This window comes from Bacillus sp. JK74 (assembly GCF_053663395.1).
Genome location: NZ_JBSJQB010000007.1, coordinates 31,232 through 48,141, shown reverse-complemented (window position 1 = coordinate 48,141; position 16,910 = coordinate 31,232). Strand labels below are relative to the sequence as shown.

General features: G+C 46.3%; 19 protein-coding genes. 5 read left to right on the top strand and 14 right to left on the bottom strand.

Going from position 1 to position 16,910, the window contains the following annotated elements:
* Positions 1-149: 149 nt before the first annotated feature.
* The gene (locus tag ACWJJ5_RS17450) at positions 150-1,769 is read right to left on the bottom strand and encodes an APC family permease (protein ID WP_063174899.1); all 1,620 of its coding nucleotides are present in this window, start codon (positions 1,767-1,769) and stop codon (positions 150-152) included.
* A gap of 185 nt (positions 1,770-1,954) precedes the next feature.
* Here ACWJJ5_RS17450 and ACWJJ5_RS17445 point away from each other — a divergent pair, with 185 nt between their 5' ends.
* Positions 1,955-2,215, top strand: a complete 261-nt coding sequence (locus tag ACWJJ5_RS17445) for a hypothetical protein (protein ID WP_003156732.1) — start codon at positions 1,955-1,957, stop codon at positions 2,213-2,215.
* Positions 2,216-2,259: 44 nt separating this feature from the next.
* Here ACWJJ5_RS17445 and ACWJJ5_RS17440 read toward each other — a convergent pair whose 3' ends face one another.
* The 12 genes from ACWJJ5_RS17440 to ACWJJ5_RS17385 all read right to left on the bottom strand — a co-directional run bounded on the left by ACWJJ5_RS17440 (position 2,260) and on the right by ACWJJ5_RS17385 (position 12,420).
* Positions 2,260-2,958 (bottom strand): YqeB family protein, encoded by a 699-nt coding sequence (locus tag ACWJJ5_RS17440; RefSeq protein WP_063174898.1) that lies wholly within the window; start codon positions 2,956-2,958, stop codon positions 2,260-2,262.
* Between the two features lie 109 nt (positions 2,959-3,067).
* Positions 3,068-3,316, bottom strand: a complete 249-nt coding sequence (locus ACWJJ5_RS17435; protein WP_007408989.1) for a sigma-G-dependent sporulation-specific acid-soluble spore protein CsgA — start codon at positions 3,314-3,316, stop codon at positions 3,068-3,070.
* 80 nt (positions 3,317-3,396) lie between these two features.
* The gene (locus tag ACWJJ5_RS17430; protein ID WP_101562650.1) at positions 3,397-3,873 is read right to left on the bottom strand and encodes a DUF4879 domain-containing protein; all 477 of its coding nucleotides are present in this window, start codon (positions 3,871-3,873) and stop codon (positions 3,397-3,399) included.
* Positions 3,874-3,976: 103 nt separating this feature from the next.
* Positions 3,977-4,156: a hypothetical protein gene (locus ACWJJ5_RS17425; RefSeq protein ID WP_003156739.1), complete on the bottom strand. Its 180-nt coding sequence runs from the start codon at positions 4,154-4,156 to the stop codon at positions 3,977-3,979.
* 13 nt (positions 4,157-4,169) lie between these two features.
* Complete coding sequence (locus ACWJJ5_RS17420) at positions 4,170-5,312, bottom strand: ABC transporter permease (protein WP_454022579.1); 1,143 nt, start codon at positions 5,310-5,312, stop codon at positions 4,170-4,172.
* Positions 5,309-6,496, bottom strand: coding sequence for an ABC transporter permease (locus tag ACWJJ5_RS17415; protein WP_454022578.1), 1,188 nt, complete (start codon positions 6,494-6,496; stop codon positions 5,309-5,311). The genes ACWJJ5_RS17420 and ACWJJ5_RS17415 overlap by 4 nt, the downstream gene beginning before the upstream one ends.
* Positions 6,497-6,504: 8 nt before the next feature.
* Positions 6,505-7,440 (bottom strand): ABC transporter ATP-binding protein, encoded by a 936-nt coding sequence (locus ACWJJ5_RS17410; protein ID WP_264101302.1) that lies wholly within the window; start codon positions 7,438-7,440, stop codon positions 6,505-6,507.
* Positions 7,441-7,581: 141 nt separating this feature from the next.
* Positions 7,582-8,226, bottom strand: coding sequence for a response regulator (locus tag ACWJJ5_RS17405; protein WP_017419306.1), 645 nt, complete (start codon positions 8,224-8,226; stop codon positions 7,582-7,584).
* 4 nt (positions 8,227-8,230) lie between these two features.
* Positions 8,231-9,361, bottom strand: coding sequence for a sensor histidine kinase (locus ACWJJ5_RS17400; RefSeq protein ID WP_454022577.1), 1,131 nt, complete (start codon positions 9,359-9,361; stop codon positions 8,231-8,233).
* A 10-nt stretch (positions 9,362-9,371) separates the two neighbouring features.
* Entirely contained in the window at positions 9,372-10,085 is a 714-nt protein-coding gene (locus ACWJJ5_RS17395; RefSeq protein WP_044053412.1) for a YjjG family noncanonical pyrimidine nucleotidase, read from the bottom strand.
* 92 nt (positions 10,086-10,177) lie between these two features.
* Positions 10,178-11,563: an amino acid permease gene (locus ACWJJ5_RS17390; RefSeq protein ID WP_003156747.1), complete on the bottom strand. Its 1,386-nt coding sequence runs from the start codon at positions 11,561-11,563 to the stop codon at positions 10,178-10,180.
* 425 nt (positions 11,564-11,988) lie between these two features.
* Positions 11,989-12,420, bottom strand: coding sequence for a MarR family winged helix-turn-helix transcriptional regulator (locus ACWJJ5_RS17385; RefSeq protein WP_003156749.1), 432 nt, complete (start codon positions 12,418-12,420; stop codon positions 11,989-11,991).
* Between the two features lie 194 nt (positions 12,421-12,614).
* On the opposite strand from ACWJJ5_RS17385, the gene ACWJJ5_RS17380 reads away from it, so the two are divergent.
* From ACWJJ5_RS17380 to ACWJJ5_RS17370, 3 genes are all read left to right on the top strand, one after another.
* A complete protein-coding gene (locus tag ACWJJ5_RS17380; RefSeq protein WP_003156751.1) occupies positions 12,615-13,019 on the top strand; it encodes a CidA/LrgA family holin-like protein in 405 nt (134 codons plus the stop codon).
* Positions 12,989-13,681, top strand: coding sequence for an LrgB family protein (locus ACWJJ5_RS17375; RefSeq protein ID WP_063636933.1), 693 nt, complete (start codon positions 12,989-12,991; stop codon positions 13,679-13,681). Before ACWJJ5_RS17380 ends, ACWJJ5_RS17375 begins: the two co-directional genes overlap by 31 nt.
* Positions 13,682-13,791: 110 nt before the next feature.
* The gene (locus ACWJJ5_RS17370; protein WP_079891451.1) at positions 13,792-14,637 is read left to right on the top strand and encodes an aldo/keto reductase; all 846 of its coding nucleotides are present in this window, start codon (positions 13,792-13,794) and stop codon (positions 14,635-14,637) included.
* 52 nt (positions 14,638-14,689) lie between these two features.
* Here the strand turns inward: ACWJJ5_RS17370 and ACWJJ5_RS17365 are convergent, their stop codons facing one another.
* Positions 14,690-15,856, bottom strand: a complete 1,167-nt coding sequence (locus ACWJJ5_RS17365; RefSeq protein ID WP_353575522.1) for a DUF4885 family protein — start codon at positions 15,854-15,856, stop codon at positions 14,690-14,692.
* Between the two features lie 135 nt (positions 15,857-15,991).
* Here ACWJJ5_RS17365 and ACWJJ5_RS17360 point away from each other — a divergent pair, with 135 nt between their 5' ends.
* The gene (locus ACWJJ5_RS17360; protein WP_454022576.1) at positions 15,992-16,873 is read left to right on the top strand and encodes a hypothetical protein; all 882 of its coding nucleotides are present in this window, start codon (positions 15,992-15,994) and stop codon (positions 16,871-16,873) included.
* The last annotated feature ends 37 nt before the right edge of the window (positions 16,874-16,910 follow it).

Genomic DNA, 16,910 nt, shown 5'->3' with positions numbered 1-16,910 from the left:
ACTGGCCTTGGTTTTCGTCGTTAGGCTTGCTCTCAATCATCGTCAGCCTGTATCGAGCGAGCATGGGTTCGGGGATGATGCCGAACCCATGTTTTTTTGCCCGATAAAAAAACCTTGCGGGAACGTTACCGCAAGGTTTTTATCAATCATTATTCTTTTCCGGCGGCGGCTTCCGCCTGTCCGCCTTTTAATTGATCGTTGATTGCTTTGGCGTCTTTCAAATACTCAGTCTTGAATCCGCTCTTCAGCGCCCACGCATAGAAGGCAAGGGCAACGATTGCGATCAGCCCCATATCCCATCCGTACGGAATGATGTTCAGACCGCCGAATTTTTCACTTCCGAGCCATGAAATGACCATCATGCTGAGCAGATAGACAACCATCCAGACGCCGCCTTTAAAGTTTCTGCGGAATCCTTTCCACTTCACTTTCGCTTGGTAGTAGAAATAAATCGGAAGGCCGATCAAAATGATAAACAGCACCTGCCCTGTTAACGGCCAGCGCGCCCAATACAGCACGAGAGACGCGAACACGAAGCCGAGCGGTGCAACCACGCTGAGGCCTTTCAGACGGAGAGGCCTGTACAAATCCGCCGCCGTCCGCCGCAGCGTCATCACCGTCACTGGACCCGTGATATAAGAAATCAGCGTCGCAACGGAAATGATTTCAGCAAGCACGCCCCATCCTCTGAATAAAAACAGAAAGATAAACGATACGATCAGGTTGAAAATCATCGCTTGGCGCGGCACGCCGTACAGCGGATGAAGCTTTCCGAAAATGCTCGGCATATATTTATTTTTTTCCATGCCGTAAATCATGCGTGACGTCGTAGCGGTATATGTGATACCCGTTCCCGACGGAGATACGAACGCATCCGCATAAAGAATAATGACAAGCCAATTGATATTCAATGCGATCGCCAAATCGGCAAATGGAGAGTTAAAGTTCAGGTGACTCCAGCCGTGAACGATCATGGAAGGTTCAACCGCACCGATAAATGCGATTTGCAATAGGACGTAAATGACGGTTGCGACCAACAGCGAACCGACAACCGCAATCGGAATCGATTTGCCGGGATTTTTTGCTTCTCCGGCCATGTTAATCGGGCTTTGAAACCCGTTAAACGCAAATACGATACCTGATGTGGCCACCGCCGTCAGCACGCTCGCCCAGCCGTTCGGCGCAATGCTTGAACCGGATGTGAAGTTTCCGCCGTGAAAACCGGTAAACAGCAGCGCTCCGATTGTCAGCCCCGGAATAATAATTTTAAAGATGGTAATCAATGAATTCGCTTTTGAAAACAAGTTAACTGTCCAATAATTCAGTAAAAAGTAAATAATCAGCAATACGGATGCGAAGCCGAGCCCCTCTCCCGTAAGTGTGCCGTTGTGAACGAGATTGCTTGTCCACTTTGCCCAGTCCCACGGCCATGAGCTCATATATTGAACAGACGCAACCGCCTCCACCGGAATAACGGAAACAATCGCAATCCAGTTTGCCCATCCTGCGATAAATCCAATAAATGATCCATGAGAATATTGAGTATATTTTACCATTCCCCCGGCTTCGGGGAACATTGAACCCAATTCACTGTAAGAAAGTGCGATAAACAAAATAACGATCATACCGATAATCCAGGAAATAATTGCGGCAGGTCCCGCAATCTGAGCCGCCCGCCACGCCCCGAATAACCAACCGGAGCCAATCATCGACCCAAGTCCGACCATCATGAGTGCAAACGTTCCCATTCTGCGATGTAATTGATTCATAAAGTTAACACCTTTCAATTAAAATATGACTCCAGCGCTATCATATATTTATAATATTATTCTGAAAATAGTTTTGTCAATCTTTATCGCATTAAAGCGGCAAGCCAAAATTAACCTTCCGATGTTTAAACAGCCGTTAAGCGGGAATAACTACTGCAAGCCAGAAATAGAAAGGAGTTTTTATCGTGAAACAAAAACTGCTCATTTCAGGACTTGCCGTGTCGACTGTCGGAGTGACTTCCTACCTGCTCAAAGATAAATCAAACCGCCAAAAGGTGATGAACTTTATCCGCAATATGAAAACATCGCTCTCCGGGAAGCAGGATATTGAATCATTCCCCGTCAACAAAGCAGGCAATCCGCATCCCGAAGATATTGAAGACAACAAAATGGTATCGGAAGGCTCCATGTACCCGGTTCAATATTATGATGACAAGAAGAAATAATCTGTTCCCGGGCTGCCCGGCCGTATCAAACGGCGGCAGCTTTTTTATGCAGACGGCGTTTTATAGATCCGCCAATATTGGCGCGATCCTTTCTCCCGCACAGTAATGCCCAGTTTGGATATTTCCGCTTTCAGCTCTTTCGCATCTGCCTTTTCCTCCTCTTTCAGCGCCTTTTCTCTCGCTTTTAAAAGAGCATTTGCCCCAGGCTCCAAATCCGGCGTGTCCGGCACCCACCGTTTGTATTCTTCTTTAAAAGGATCTTCCGTCCCCAGCCAGACATACCCATGCGCGCGAAACGCATCAGCCGCTTTTTCAACCGCCGGCTCAAGCTTCTCCCGAAAAAGCTCCTGTCCTTCAGTGCCTAATAAGACAAGATACTTCCCATCCGTAAACACACCGGAAATGCTGTCTTTCGAAAACACGCTTTCTTCATTATATATGGTTAAGGACACCTCGCTGTCCGTCACGACTGCCACAAGACTTTCTTTAAAAGCTGCCTGCGTCAGCCACACTCCCCCAATTAAGCCGATAACGGCGGTTGCAGCCGCAGCCTTCCATCCGTGAAAGGAAGCGATTATTTCCAGCGGCCCGTGAAAAGGCAGCCAATCCAATGTTACGGCCCACTTCGCAATGACCGGCAGAAACCATCCGATGACCAGCCCTAATAATGGCGGCACCAGAAAAACCAAAGCTTTTTCAACCGATGACAACTCAAGAACCGTCTGTTTTTTTATTTCGTTCATGTTTCTCCTCCGTCTGTGTTTTTCACAACTATCCATTATACAAAGGGTTGGATGATTCTGTAAACTGTTTCCGAAACAATAAAAAGCCTCCCGGCCGCCGGGAGGCTTTTTAAAACAGGAGCTCATATACTTCATTCAATTCCATCGTGCGCTTCTCATCCTGCTCGTTCTCAGCATATTTGATTTCCTTTTCAAGCACCTGATTCAGCGCATCCATTTCCAGATCATTTAGATCTTTCACGAACTCGCCTTCATTTGCATAATGCTTCACCTGAAGCTTTTTATAAATCCCCCGGCACACATCATGCTCCAAGTGGTTCGAAAGCGACTCGCGCAAATATCCAAGTGTCCTGTCCATCATGTAAGCCCTCCCTTTTCTTTAGGAATAGCTTCCCGGAAAGAGAGAAAAACTATACATGAAAGCACCGGGCGGCTGTTTTAACTCTGTACCTGAATGGAGAAAAATCCGCTGCTTAACGGCGTGTACGGACCGTTCAGTCCCGTTGCGGAGAAAGAGAACGTTCCTGAACTGACATAAGAAAGAGGAACGCTGTAATATTTAATATAGCCTGTAACGATATTGCCGTTTTTCGTATATTCATCTTCCAGCGCTTTTGACGTAAGATTTGTAATATTCGTTCCGTTGTTAAACGCCTGAATCGAGTTATTGTTCGGATACCCTTGGAAATATACGGCTAAATAACCCGTTGTCCCCTTCATCGGTTTTGATGCGCTGATTTGGTTCGGCCCGATATTTTCCCATTGGTAATTCTGACCGTCAGACGTCACACCGATAATACGGATTTGTGTTAAAGCAGGGGCCGGCGCCGCAGACGCTGACGGAGCCCACAACCCGCTCACAAGCAACAAAGCAGCAGCGGCCGCGGCAAATAGCAAAACGAGTCTCTTTTTCATGTTTCTTCCTCCTCTTATTCTTTTCGTAGAATCCTATACTATTTTACATGATTCCCAAGGAAAAAGATTACATTTTATAAAAGAGTCCGGAATATTTTGTGAACTAGATATGAAACGCTCTGGAAACGCCATTGATTATGAGAAAGATGCCGCAGATTCTTAACACGACTCTTGAACTTCTGTCATCCTTACCGAAAAAGGTTTTTCCGAGCCAGCCGATCCATACGTTCATTGCGGCTCCAGCGAGCACTTCTATGATTCCGATGATTTCTGCCATATACAAAGCAGCCATCCTCCTAACTGTGTTTTTTCATATTACGGTTTATCAAATAGAGTGATAAAACCAATGACGCTGCACCGGCGGCAAGAAACAGGCTCAGCGGCACTATCTGCATGCTGCCTCCGCCATTGTTTTGAAACGCGCCGATCGCCCATTTTTCAGGGGTAAACAATGACAGCATCCGCATGTACTCCGGAGCCGTGTCTAATGTGAAGAAAGCCCCTCCCAATAAACCCGTGACAGCTATAAAAACGGAAGCAAGCGACGTGAATTGCTTTTGGCTCTTCATGAATGGTATCACGGCCATCGTTACAGCAGTCAGCGCAAACGAGCAGGCCGCAAGCACCGCTCCAGCAGCAAAAACATGATCAGCAAAACGGATGTGCAGCATGAATGTTCCGGCAGCGAGAATCACGATAATATGGAGAAGTCCGAAAAGATACGCCGCCGCAAACTTAGAAATTGCATATGCCGTATAGGAAACGGGCGTGCTCAGCAATCTGTCATATGTATGATTTTCTTGTTCATCTATAAATGATCGCAGGCTTTGGACTGCAACGAACCAGATAAACATCACTAAAAATCCGATAAGTCTGTCGGCTGCCTGTCCGCCTTCATAAACGTGATGGCGGTCAACGGTGACGGCGGAATGACCCTGAATATCCTTCAAGAGATCAGCTGCCACCTGCTTCCCGTCGGTGTGCAGCGTGCGGGATATCACTTTTGCATCGCGGACTATTTTTTTCAGCGCGCCCGCCTGCTGCGCAATCAGCTGCTCTGTCAAAACAGCATCACCCTTTTCTTCATTCTGAATAAATGAAACGTTCAATTCATCTCCGGAAAATAATGTCTCTTCAAAATGAGAGCCGATCAGCAATCCAAAGGATATATCCTGATGATTAACCTTTGTTTTTAATACGTCCTCCGTGACCTTCGTGACTTTTATATGGCCGGCTGTCTGAATCATTTTCATAAATTGCGCTGAATAGGCGCTCTGATCCTCATCAGCTACATATACTTCCTTCTGCTGACTGCCTTCCGCAGAAAAGGAAAAGAAATATGTGAGAAGGAGCGGGGCGGAAATCGTCGCAAAGATGGCAGCCCGATTTTGCAGCATCAGTTTCAGCTGATGTCTGATCATGAATAACAGCTGCGTCATGAAACCGCCTCCTTCCGTTTAAACACCCAGACGGTCAAACATACAAACACGGCGCCGATGGCAGCAAGCTCTGCCAAATCCGCCGCAATACCGCTCAGACCGGCATGCTGCGTGACACTGACATAGCTGTTGATCGCTTTGCCGTTCGGTATCAGCTCCTGCACGATTTTCAAACTGTCAGGCAAGCCGTCTTTTGCGATAAAACTTCCTCCTAAAAAACTGAAGCCATACAGAATAGGAGCCGCCATGCTTGAGACGGTCTCGTGGTTTTTTGCAGCAGCCCCCCAAAGGAGCACAATACTGCCGATCGCAAATGAATAAACGATCGTCACCAGCAATACTTCAAACAAATTGCCCCATTTTACCTGATATAAGATGCTGCTTGCGATGATGACAGCAGCCATTTGCATCAGGATGGCAAACATGATTCCCAAAAGCTTACCCGCCACGTATTGGATACGTAAAACAGGCATTGATTTGATTCTGAATAACGTGTGCTGCTGTCTCTCTTCCACTATCCCGTGAATGAGCGCAAACGCGGTCATAATGGAGAACATGACGACCATTGCGATTGAATAATACTGCATCGCATCAATCGGAGCCGCGTGATTGCCTGCGGACTGTTTCGGAATGGTGACAGCCTGTCCACGTTCACCCGAAAGGCCGCTGATGATTTTGCTGACATCTCCCTTTGACAGATGTCCCGACTGCTTCAGCACCGCTTTTTCTTCGCTGAATTCCGCTTTTACTCTGGTGATAAACGAATCGGCCATCATTTCCACAATGTCTCCGTTTACAGAGCCTTGTTGGTCCGAGATGACTTTGATACTTGTTTTTTTATTGTGTTCCGCCGCTTTTGCAAAGCCTTTCGGCACGTATACAAAAACGGAGACTTTGCCGCTTTCGACAAGCTGTTTCCCTTCTTGATAACTGCCTATATCTTTTACACGGATGAGATCGTTTTGTTTCAGCACGTCATTCTTTAATATCTCACCCAAAGAACTCTCCGCGTGATCCGCATTATAAAACGCGGTCTGAAATGGCTTCACTTTCGAATCGCCGTGAAAAACCGTTCCTAAAATGAAAATCATCAGCGCCGGAAACAGAAGCAGTTTTATATAGAAAGACTTTGCGCCGGCCAATAACCGAAAATCTAATAAGATCAGCCTGAATAATATTTTCATGACGCCCCCTATGAATCCCGCAGCGTTTTGCCGGTGAGCCGGAGGAAAATGCTTTCCAGATTGGCTTCCTCGAAATGAATGCCCTTAATGGTGATACCGGTTTTCCTGATATCATCCGCAATATCAAGGATATTGCGATCTGCCGCAGAGACGAGCATCGTAATGGTCTGCCGGCTGACAGCAGCCTCAGCAACACCGGGAATGCGGCGGATTTTTTTAACGGCATCATCATTCAGCCCCTCTGCATTCACGGTCAGGGTATCAGAGGCTTTGGCTGACTGCTTCAATTCGTCTTTCGTCCCGCAGGCAATGATTGAGCCGTGATCCATGATCGCCGCTTTTTCACAGAGGTATTCGACCTCTTCCATGTAATGGCTCGTGTAGATGACGGTCATCCCTTTTTCTTGATTTAACGTCTTCACGGTTTCAAGAATGTGGTGTCTGGATTGCGGATCAATTCCGACGGTCGGTTCATCTAAAATGAATAGTTTCGGTTCATTCATTAGCGCGGCACCGATATTCACCCGTCTTTTCATGCCGCCCGAAAACTCAGATATCCTTTGATTTCGCTGTTCCTGTAATTCGATGATGTCCAGCACTTCATCAACCCGTTTACAAAGTTCCTTACCGGAAAGTCCGTACAGACTTCCGAAAAAAGCCAAATTATCCTTTGCGCTTAACGCTTGATATAAAGCGATTTCCTGCGGGACGACTCCCATCACTTTTTTTATGGCCGCAGGCTGCTCCTGCAATGAGGCTCCGTCAATACAGATTGTTCCGCCCGTCGGCGGGAGCACGGTGCTGATCATCGACACCGTTGTTGATTTACCGGCGCCGTTTGGCCCCAGCAGACCGAATATCTCTCCTTTTTCGATGCGCAGTGATATATGATTGACAGCGGTAAAATCGCCGTACTTCTTTGTCAAATCCGTTAATTCGAGCATTCGTGCAGCACTCCTTGTGTCATGTCTGCACTTATTCTACTCTTGGCGATCCTTGTTTTCTATTCACTTTCGTACTCGATATGGGTATTACTTTCGTCATATGTTTAGTGATAAAAAGGGAGAGAGGAGGGTGAAGCGGGGTTATAGCAATTTTTGCAAATATAAGGTAAGCTCGGTTCTGTTTGACACTTCAAGTTTATCGAGGATTCTGGATACATAGTTTTTCACAGTGCCTTCAGTCAGAAATAAGTCTGCGGCAATGCGTTTATTGCTTTTGCCTTCCATAATGTGTTTCGCCACATCAAGCTCTCTCGGCGTGAGAATCTCCTTCAGCTTTGACCGCGGCTCTTCCTGCACCGCAGGGATCTCCAAATTGTTCAGCGCTTTTACGACGGAAACCGTGATTTTGGGATTCAGCATCATCTTCCCTTCATAAACGGCTTGAAGGGAGGCGGTAATTTCATCTGAATCAGCATCCTTCAAGAGATAGCCGTCGGCTCCGCTTTTCAGCCCGGCAAAAATATAGTGATCATCTTCAAACGTTGTCAGAATGATGACTTTTACGGAAGGATATCGCACTTTTACCGCTTTTGTCGTTTCGATTCCGTCCATACCGGGCATTCTGATATCCATCAAAATCACATCGGTTTCGGTTTGAGAAAGCAGCCGGAGTACCTCTTCGCCGCAAGAAGCCTCTCCCGATATTTGAATTCCTTCGTGAAGACTCAGAATCATTTTCAGCCCCTCTCTCACAATGGACTGGTCGTCTGCAATCATGACATTCACTTGATTATTCCTCCTTGCATGGAATCCTTATTTTCACGTCAAAACCCGTTTCCTTCCCGGAAGAGAAAACAGCCTCTCCGCCAAGTGCGGCCGCTCTTTTCTCAATTCCTTTCAGACCATTTGATTTTATGATCGTTCCGCAGGCTGAGCCGTTATTATGAATATGCGCCAATATCATGTTTCGGTTTTTTTGAATCCGGACAGAAACATATGAAGCATGTCCATGCTTTATCGCATTCGTAATCGTTTCCTGAACGGATTGATAAAGACAATGCTTCACATCCGGCTGTTCCGCTTCTATGGCCGCGTCCGTCTCCAGCTCGAAGCGAATGCCTCCCGCCTCTTGAAAATGACTGAAAATGTCACGGAGCTCTTGCTCAAACGCCCGCCCGGCCAAAGAGCCCTGCAGCAGCGTAACCGCCTGGCGAAGCTTTAAAATGGATTCTTTCGTAAGATCATGCGCTTTATGAATGATCTGCTTCACTTTGTCCGGCTGATGCCCGGCTGTCTTCCCGGCAAATTCTAAATTCATTTTCAGAGCAGTCAGATAATGACCGAGCGAATCATGCAGCTCCTGCGCAATTCTTGTTCTTTCTTTCGTAACGGCCAGTTCCTCAATCCGGTCTGAATATTCCTTCAGTGTATCATTAGCGGTTTTCAGCTCTCGGTTCAGCAATTCTACCTTCGACTTCTCCTGCAGGTTTTTCCGATATAAATAAATCACCGCAAACATGATGAAGTATGGCGGCACGATATCACTGACACCCGCTCCTCCGGCGTATAAAGCTGCGGCAAATGCGGCGGCATTCACCGTTAACAAAACAGCCGGAATCTGCTGATCAGTAATAAGCACCTCCGCCAATAAAAGCACCATTACGGCCTGTGTCCCCACACTATAGACATTGTACAAAAGAACTCCCGCGATAACGTTGCTCAGGAGAAAAGAGCCTTGATATACAGCCGGCCTTCTCTTCATATATAGCGGCCGCAGGCAGTCATTAGCCGTCAGCATCATCACGAGCACAGACAAAAAAACCTTCAGCTCCCCCCGGCCGGGAGGAAGCTGAAGAATCGCATGAAAGATTGATAGTAATGCAAAACCCCTGATCAGTAACTTCGTATGTGCAATCTTCATCGTATTCTCCTTACAGATGAGCGGCGGCTTTTCGCTCCACGTTCAGCACATCATACAGCTCATCAAGCGAATGAATTTCATACGTCGGGATGATCCCGGACTCATTTGCTTTCTTTCCGGGATTAAACCAGCACGTATCCATTCCCGCCATCTGACCGCCTTTTATGTCCGCGCTCAATGAATCGCCGATAATAAGCCCGTGCCCGGCAGAAAAACCGGGAATTCTCGCAAATACATAATCAAAGTATTCCTTCATCGGCTTTTGAAAACCCGTGTCCTCAGATACAAACACATCTTTAAAAAACGGATACAGACCGGAGTCGCCCAGCCGCTTATATTGTGATCTTGAGACGCCGTTCGTCACGATGTATAAATCAAATAAAGGACTCAGCCGTTCAATCAGCTCATAAGCTCCGTCTATCATCTGGTGCCCTTCTTCTAAGTATTGGCGGTACGCCTGATTCATCAGCACGCCGTCGGCTTCAAGTCCGTATTCTTTAAACAAAAGGGCAAACCGTGTATTCACCACTTCATCGCGGGTCATTTCCCCCTCTTCAAACGCCTTCCACAGCCCTTGATTTAACGCTTTATAACGGGCTTCCACCTCTGCCGTCAGCTCCAGCTTTGAACCTTGGAACAATTTTTGAAGAGCATCGGTTTCTGAAGCGGTAAAATCCAGCAGCGTATTGTCTATATCAAATAATAACGTACGGTAATGACTCATCGATGTTTCCCCCGGTTCTGCTTTTTTTAACCAGTATACCACTCGCGGACAAGCCGAAAAAGACACCCCTGTAAGAGAGGTGTCTTTTTGAATTATACAGCGTCTTCTATTTTCGATTTTTCACCAGGCATGCGCTTGCCGATACCGAACGCATAATAGCTGACCGTCACAATCGCCAGGAAAATCACCCCGACAACCAAAGAAATCCGCGTATCTTTGTTAAACCACATGCCGATCAATACCATGAGTAAGAAAGCGATCGTCAAATAGTTTGTAAACGGCGCAAAAGGCATTTTAAACGGATGCTTATCAAGCTCAGCGCCTTTCGCTCTTCTGAAACCGAGATGGCTGATCAAAATGACGAACCACGGAATCATTCCCGGCAGCACACTCGCGCTGTACACATAAACAAAAATTTTCGGAGGCGCGATGTAGTTCAGCACGACACCGATCACAAGTCCGATTAATACCGCAAGCGTACCGAATATCGGCACACCGCTCGAAGAAACTTTCTTAAAGAATTTCGGTGCCTGTCCGTTCACGCCTAACGTATAAAGCATACGTCCTGCACTGAATATCCCGCTGTTGCATCCGGACATCGCAGCGGTAATCACAACAAAGTTAATCAAACCGGCCGCCGCCGTAATCCCGACTTTCGCAAATGTCGAAACAAACGGACTGCCGAGTGAGTGAAGCTCATTCCACGGATATACGGTAACGATTACGAAAATCGCACCAATGTAGAAAATCAAAATCCGCCAGATAATGCTCTGAATCGCGCTTCGCAGCGTTTTTTGCGGGTCCTTCGCTTCCCCTGCCGTAATTCCGATCAGCTCGACCCCTTGATAGGCCGCAACAACCAAAGACAAAGCAAAGAAAAATCCTGAAAAACCATTTGTAAAGAAACCGCCGTGCGACCATAAATTAGATAATCCGATCGCATGCCCTCCGTTACCGAAACCGAAGAAAATAATTCCGATTCCGGCCACAATCATCAGAATAATGGTGACGATTTTGATCATGGCAAACCAAAATTCAAACTCACCGAAAGATTTTACTGAAATTAAATTCGCCGCACCGAGAATGGCCATGGCGATAATGCCGGGAATCCATGCCGGCAGATCAGGAAACCAATATTTCATATACGAACCGACGGCGATAATTTCAGACATCCCGACGATCACCCATTGAAACCAGTTGCTCCACGCCGTCATATAGCCGGCTAACGGATGTATATACTTATGGCCGAATGTCGCAAACGACCCTGTACTCGGCTCTACATAGAGCATTTCGCCCATCGCACGCATGATAAAAAAGATAAAGATACCCGAGATCGCATAAGCCAGCAGGACAGACGGCCCGGTCCATCCGATCGTGCTGGATGACCCCATGAATAAACCGACACCGATCGTGCCGCCCAGCGCAATCATCTGTATATGACGCGCGCCTAAGCCTCTCTTTAATTCTTTGTTTGCCACTTCGCTTCCTCCTCTTAACAGCTCTGATATATGTGAAATAATGAAGCAGAAGGTGCACCTGTTGACCCTAACTCAATCTTCATTTCCCGCAATATTAGAAATATTCTATCTTCCTATCGTTATATAATCTCCAATTTCCTTATTCCATCATAATAAATTTTCGTGGAAAATACAATTGTTTTTTTCAGGCAAACACCTTACACTCTGGACCACCGGAGTAAAAATAAAGCGCTTTCATTTTCATTGAATTATGAATATTGAGATAATAAATGCCGCAGCCTCCGAGAAACATTATTTCCCAGGAGAAACGTTTTCCGCCCCCTATTCAATATTATTTTTGCTAAGCAGAATGGCGTAAAGCCTTACTCTCTTCCATTCTCCCTTGTATACGCCATAATCCTGCTTAACCCGGCAAAAATCATGCATTAATCGATAAATGCCTCATTCAGCCGCAGCAAAAGCCGGCCGAACATTTCTTTTTCATCGCCGGACCAATCGTCAAGCATACGATGATACCGCTCAAGGCGCATCTTTTTATCAGCTTTTAACCTCTGTTTGCCAAGCTTCGTAATCGCAAACAGACTGACCCGCCCGTCAGAAGGATCAGAAAAACGCTGGATCAGCTCTTTCGACTCCAAGGCCGCTGCCTGGCGTGACAATGTAGAAATATCCAGCTTAAATGATTCGGCCAATTCCTTCACACGCGCAGGCCCGAATTCATCCAGCTGCCGTAGTAACAAATACGCAGCCCTTTCCAGATGTCCGATTTTACGGTCGGAGTTATCAAGATAAACAGCTCTCCTGATAAAAGTGGTGAGCTCATATTCAATTAATTCAATCGGATCTTGTTTTGACAAACGCCTCACTCCTTACATTGACAACAGCAACATTAGTTGTATAATACAAACATATGCACATTTACTCAAAAAACATATAGAAATATTTTGCATACATATATTTGTATAGTACAAATATATGTGCCAAAAGTAAAGAAACTTATAGAAACATCAAGAAAGGGGGAAGCTGCTCTTCTCCAAAGAACAGCATTGTCGTGAAAGTCATACGCATCATCTTGCAAATCATTATTTTATTCGCATTTTCCTTTATCGGGGGAGCCGTTCAGCAGTTCTTTCACCTGCCCATTCCCGGAAGCATCATCGGTTTGATCCTGCTGATCATATGTTTATCGGTTAAGATCATTCCCGTCAAAATGATTGAAGACGGAGCCGGATTTTTGCTGTCTTTTCTTCCGCTCTTATTCATTCCGGCCATGACGGGTGTCATCAATTACCCGTCACTGTTTTCCGCCAGCGGGGCTGCTCTGTTTCTGATCATCGTGCTGAGCACCATCGTCACAATGATCGCCGCAGGATACGCGAGCCAGCTGTTAGAGCACAAAGCCAATCAGAGAAAGGAGAAAAAGAAGTGCAGCAAGCATGTATCGCAATCGTTATAATTTTGTTCACGGCCGCCGCCTATCTGGCTATGGTGAGATTATATGTGCGCTTTCCATATCCCTTTCTCATACCGGTTTTGACGACTACGATTTTCATTATCGCCGTGCTGCTTGTTTTTCATATTCCGTATAAAGACTATATGATCGGCGGACAATGGATCAATTCACTGCTCGGCCCCGCCGTGGTGGCTTTGGCATACCCGCTTTATAAGCAGCGCCGGGTGTTAATCAAGTATATGTTTCCGATCATCGGCGGCGTGTTGGCCGGTTTATTCTCCGGAATGGTCAGCGGCCTGCTATTTGCAGAGCTGTTCGGCATCAGCCGGAGTTTGATTTTGTCAATTATCCCAAAATCAATTACGACGCCTGTCGCCATACAGATTGCGTCCGGTATCGGCGGTGTCCCTTCCATGACAGTCGTGTTCGTCATGATCGCAGGGTTTTCCGGCGTTATCTTAGGACCGCTGCTTCTCAAGTGGATCCGCATCCGCAGCTCACTCGGGAAGGGAATTGCATTCGGGAGCGCCTCCCATGCGCTCGGCACCTCAAAAGCAATGGAGTACGGAGAATTAACGGTCTCCATGAGTTCTGTTTCCATGACGCTCTGCGCCGTGTTAGGGTCGGTCTTCGGCCCTGTTGTAGCATGGATGTTTCAAATTTAAAGCCGGCGGTTCTCCGTCAGCTTTTTTCATGTGCGGATCATCTCATTTCCTTCCATTATTATGTTTCATTTGTAAGAATAATGGTAAAGTAGAAAACAAGGAGGGATTTAATGATGACTGGGACAATTCCGCAAAAGAAACTGCTGGATGGGACAAGCATTCCCGCGATCGGCTTCGGTACATACGCTCTTAATGGAAACAATGGCGTTCATGCCATTACCAGCGCCATTGATATCGGCTACCGTCTGATTGATACCGCTTATAACTATGAAAATGAAGGGACGGTCGGAGAAGCCATCCGCAGAAGCTCTGTTCCGAGAGAACAGCTATACGTGACGTCCAAGCTGCCCGGGCGCTACCATGACTATGACAAAGCTGTACAAACCATCCAAGAATCTTTATACCGCGCCGGTCTGGACTACTATGACCTGTATCTCGTCCATTGGCCGAATCCGAAACAAGACCGCTATCTGGAAGCATGGCAGGCACTGATTGATGCGAAAAAATGGGGCCTGATCCGCTCCATCGGCGTCTGTAATTTCCTGCCTGAGCATATCGAACGGCTCGAACGTGAAACCGGCGTAAAGCCAGGCATCAACCAAATTGAACTGCATCCCGCTTTTAATCAGCAGCAGCAGCGCCAATGGCACGAAGAACAGGGCATCGTGACAGAATCATGGAGCCCGTTATCCCGCGCCGGCGAAGTATTAAACGATCAAAAACTCGGACAGATTGCGGACAAATACGGCAAAACCATTTCTCAAGTCATTTTGCGCTGGCATATCCAGCTGGGCGCCATCCCGATTCCAAAATCAGCATCGCCCGAGCGCCAGCTTGAAAACATCTCTGTTTTTGATTTCTCCCTTGATGAAAACGACATGAACATCATCGACTCGCTTACCCGCCCCGACGGACGCATAAACGGCCAAGACCCGGCGGAGTATGAGGAGTTTTAAGAAAACACATAAAGAAAAGCTGACGGCATCATTCGTCAGCTTTTTTCTCATTTTATATACGCACACCCAGCTCCCGTTTCCATTCAGAAAGCCAATCTGTATCCCCAGATCCGTATTGCCTGCTTTGACCGGCATCACGCAGAGATCCGTTTTTATACTCAATGGACAGCACCAAATCAGGAATGGCGTCATAACCCGTTCTCGCAAGCTTCGTGAGCGCCTGTCCGTAATGGGCGGCCGCTTCTGCCGCCGTATGTTTCAGCAAAGGATCGTGCTGCAGCGCTTCCTTATAGACGTCTAAAAGGTCACGGCCGTCTTCTGTGACGTACTTTCCGTCCACGATCTGCAAGTCTTTCAGATGATAGCCGGTCACCTCATACATTTCCCGAACGACTTGATATTTCTCATATGTTTCCGGCGTAAACTGCGAGGAGTCATCACTCCGGCTGCGAATGATGTGCGCAAACAGCTCTTTGCTGTTTTCCCCGGAGTTTAAGACGGCTTCAATCTGCTGAGTGAGCTCTTTATCGTCAATCCCGCTCACTTTTAACAGATAATCAATCGGTGATATCGTAAATGTAAGATTCGCACCCTCCGGAATCTGAATATGATTCCGATGAAAAAGCACACCGATTTGCTGATTGACCTGCCCTCTCTGAAACACCTTTTCATTTTCTCCTTGAATCTCTCCGTTGAGCGTTTCACCCCGAAACGCCGCATCACGGAAATCATAGCTCTGGGCTTTCCCCTTAAACAGCCATTCCGTTTCATTATGATAAGCAGCCTGACGCTCCGATTCTGATAAATCACTTCTGAAATAAGGTGAATAGGCACGCTGGTATTTGTCCTTAATATAATGCAAAGGATCTGGTTTTCGTTTATTGATTTCATTGATACGGCTGTATTTCTCATCAAGAATCTTGCTCGCAATATCACTCTCAGACTCATACCGATTATTAGCGTCTATTACCGTCTCATTCCCATTATCCGTAATCGTTTTCTGATTTGCGGATTGATATAAACGGGACAGACTGCTCCCTTTCTCAGTGACACCGCTCCTTGAATAATTCACCTGGCTGAGATCGCGGGTGCCGCTTGCCTGAATCAATAAGCTGTCCGGCCCTTTTGCCGCATCTTTCACATTTGTTTTGGAAGAATACCGCTGAAGCGCTTGCTGAGCCATTATTTGATTTTTTATATAACGAGCGTTTAGGCGCATGTTTTTAACCTCCGCTTGAGATAATGTTCTAGTGTTTGTATCGGCTGTTTTCCAGTTGATTTTAACCTAAAATAACAAATGTTTACATTATGGGGGTTTTTTATGTATGATGTAGTCAAAAAGGGGGATTTTTCCATGAAAAAGTATATATCTATACTATTTGTCAGTGCAATCGTATTATCAGGCGTATTGTTTGCACCTTCAGCCTCTGCCTCTGCGTCTCAAAAGAACTCATCACAAATAAGCGCTATTACAGGAAATCACTCATTTGAAACTGCCAATCCAGTAGGCTACTGGAAATATAAAAATATTGATACTGCCATATTGCCGGAAGGGGAAAAAGAATCGTACTTCACTTTCACGGCAAATAAGGGAGAAAGACTCTATGTTAGGAGCTCAACAAGAAGTGAATACAAGGGAATGAGCATTGAAATTTATAATAAAAACAAAGTGCTGATCAGTAAAGGCACAGAAGTGATAAACCCTGATACGCCGCTTCCTTTTATCTATGCCATTACAGATGCGAAAGAAAACAACGAGACGTTCTACGTAAAAGTGTCCCGCGGCTCATACACTGACGATATATACTTTACACTCTCCATTTACGATCGAATCAAAACCGGAAGCGAGACCTTCTCATTCAGCGGCACGGCTGAAAATAAAGGAAATACAAACCTCAGTCCGAATGGATCAGATTCAACTGTTCTCAGGCTCGACTTAACCAAACAGACAAGCATTCCAAAAGACGCCATAGTGAAAAGAATCAGCACCGCCGCGACTCAAATACCAAGTCAAGGAAACACAAGACACTGCATAATGTCAGAAGAAAATAAAGTGTGGCACCGCGCACTCGCAAACAGCTCCACTCAAGGAAATTACGATATCACACTGGAAGATAACCTCTCAGTCTCAAGCATCTGGAATTTTAAATACAACACACTCGCAACAGCAAAATCGGCTATGAAAAATGTGAAATTGAAGATTGATTATGAGTACGATGTGACAACGCAGTTTTAATTAGAAGAACAGCCGCCCATTGTGCGGGCGGCTGTCT

Coding starts and splice junctions, on each gene's coding strand:
- ACWJJ5_RS17440 (WP_063174898.1), bottom strand. CDS start 2,958: ATGAACGAAATAAAAAAACAGACGGTTCTTGAGTTGTCATCGGTTGAA.
- ACWJJ5_RS17415 (WP_454022578.1), bottom strand. CDS start 6,496: ATGAAAATATTATTCAGGCTGATCTTATTAGATTTTCGGTTATTGGCC.
- ACWJJ5_RS17430 (WP_101562650.1), bottom strand. CDS start 3,873: ATGAAAAAGAGACTCGTTTTGCTATTTGCCGCGGCCGCTGCTGCTTTG.
- ACWJJ5_RS17420 (WP_454022579.1), bottom strand. CDS start 5,312: ATGACGCAGCTGTTATTCATGATCAGACATCAGCTGAAACTGATGCTG.
- ACWJJ5_RS17370 (WP_079891451.1), top strand. CDS start 13,792: ATGATGACTGGGACAATTCCGCAAAAGAAACTGCTGGATGGGACAAGC.
- ACWJJ5_RS17395 (WP_044053412.1), bottom strand. CDS start 10,085: ATGAGTCATTACCGTACGTTATTATTTGATATAGACAATACGCTGCTG.
- ACWJJ5_RS17400 (WP_454022577.1), bottom strand. CDS start 9,361: ATGAAGATTGCACATACGAAGTTACTGATCAGGGGTTTTGCATTACTA.
- ACWJJ5_RS17365 (WP_353575522.1), bottom strand. CDS start 15,856: ATGCGCCTAAACGCTCGTTATATAAAAAATCAAATAATGGCTCAGCAA.
- ACWJJ5_RS17360 (WP_454022576.1), top strand. CDS start 15,992: ATGAAAAAGTATATATCTATACTATTTGTCAGTGCAATCGTATTATCA.
- ACWJJ5_RS17435 (WP_007408989.1), bottom strand. CDS start 3,316: ATGGACAGGACACTTGGATATTTGCGCGAGTCGCTTTCGAACCACTTG.
- ACWJJ5_RS17410 (WP_264101302.1), bottom strand. CDS start 7,440: ATGCTCGAATTAACGGATTTGACAAAGAAGTACGGCGATTTTACCGCT.
- ACWJJ5_RS17450 (WP_063174899.1), bottom strand. CDS start 1,769: ATGAATCAATTACATCGCAGAATGGGAACGTTTGCACTCATGATGGTC.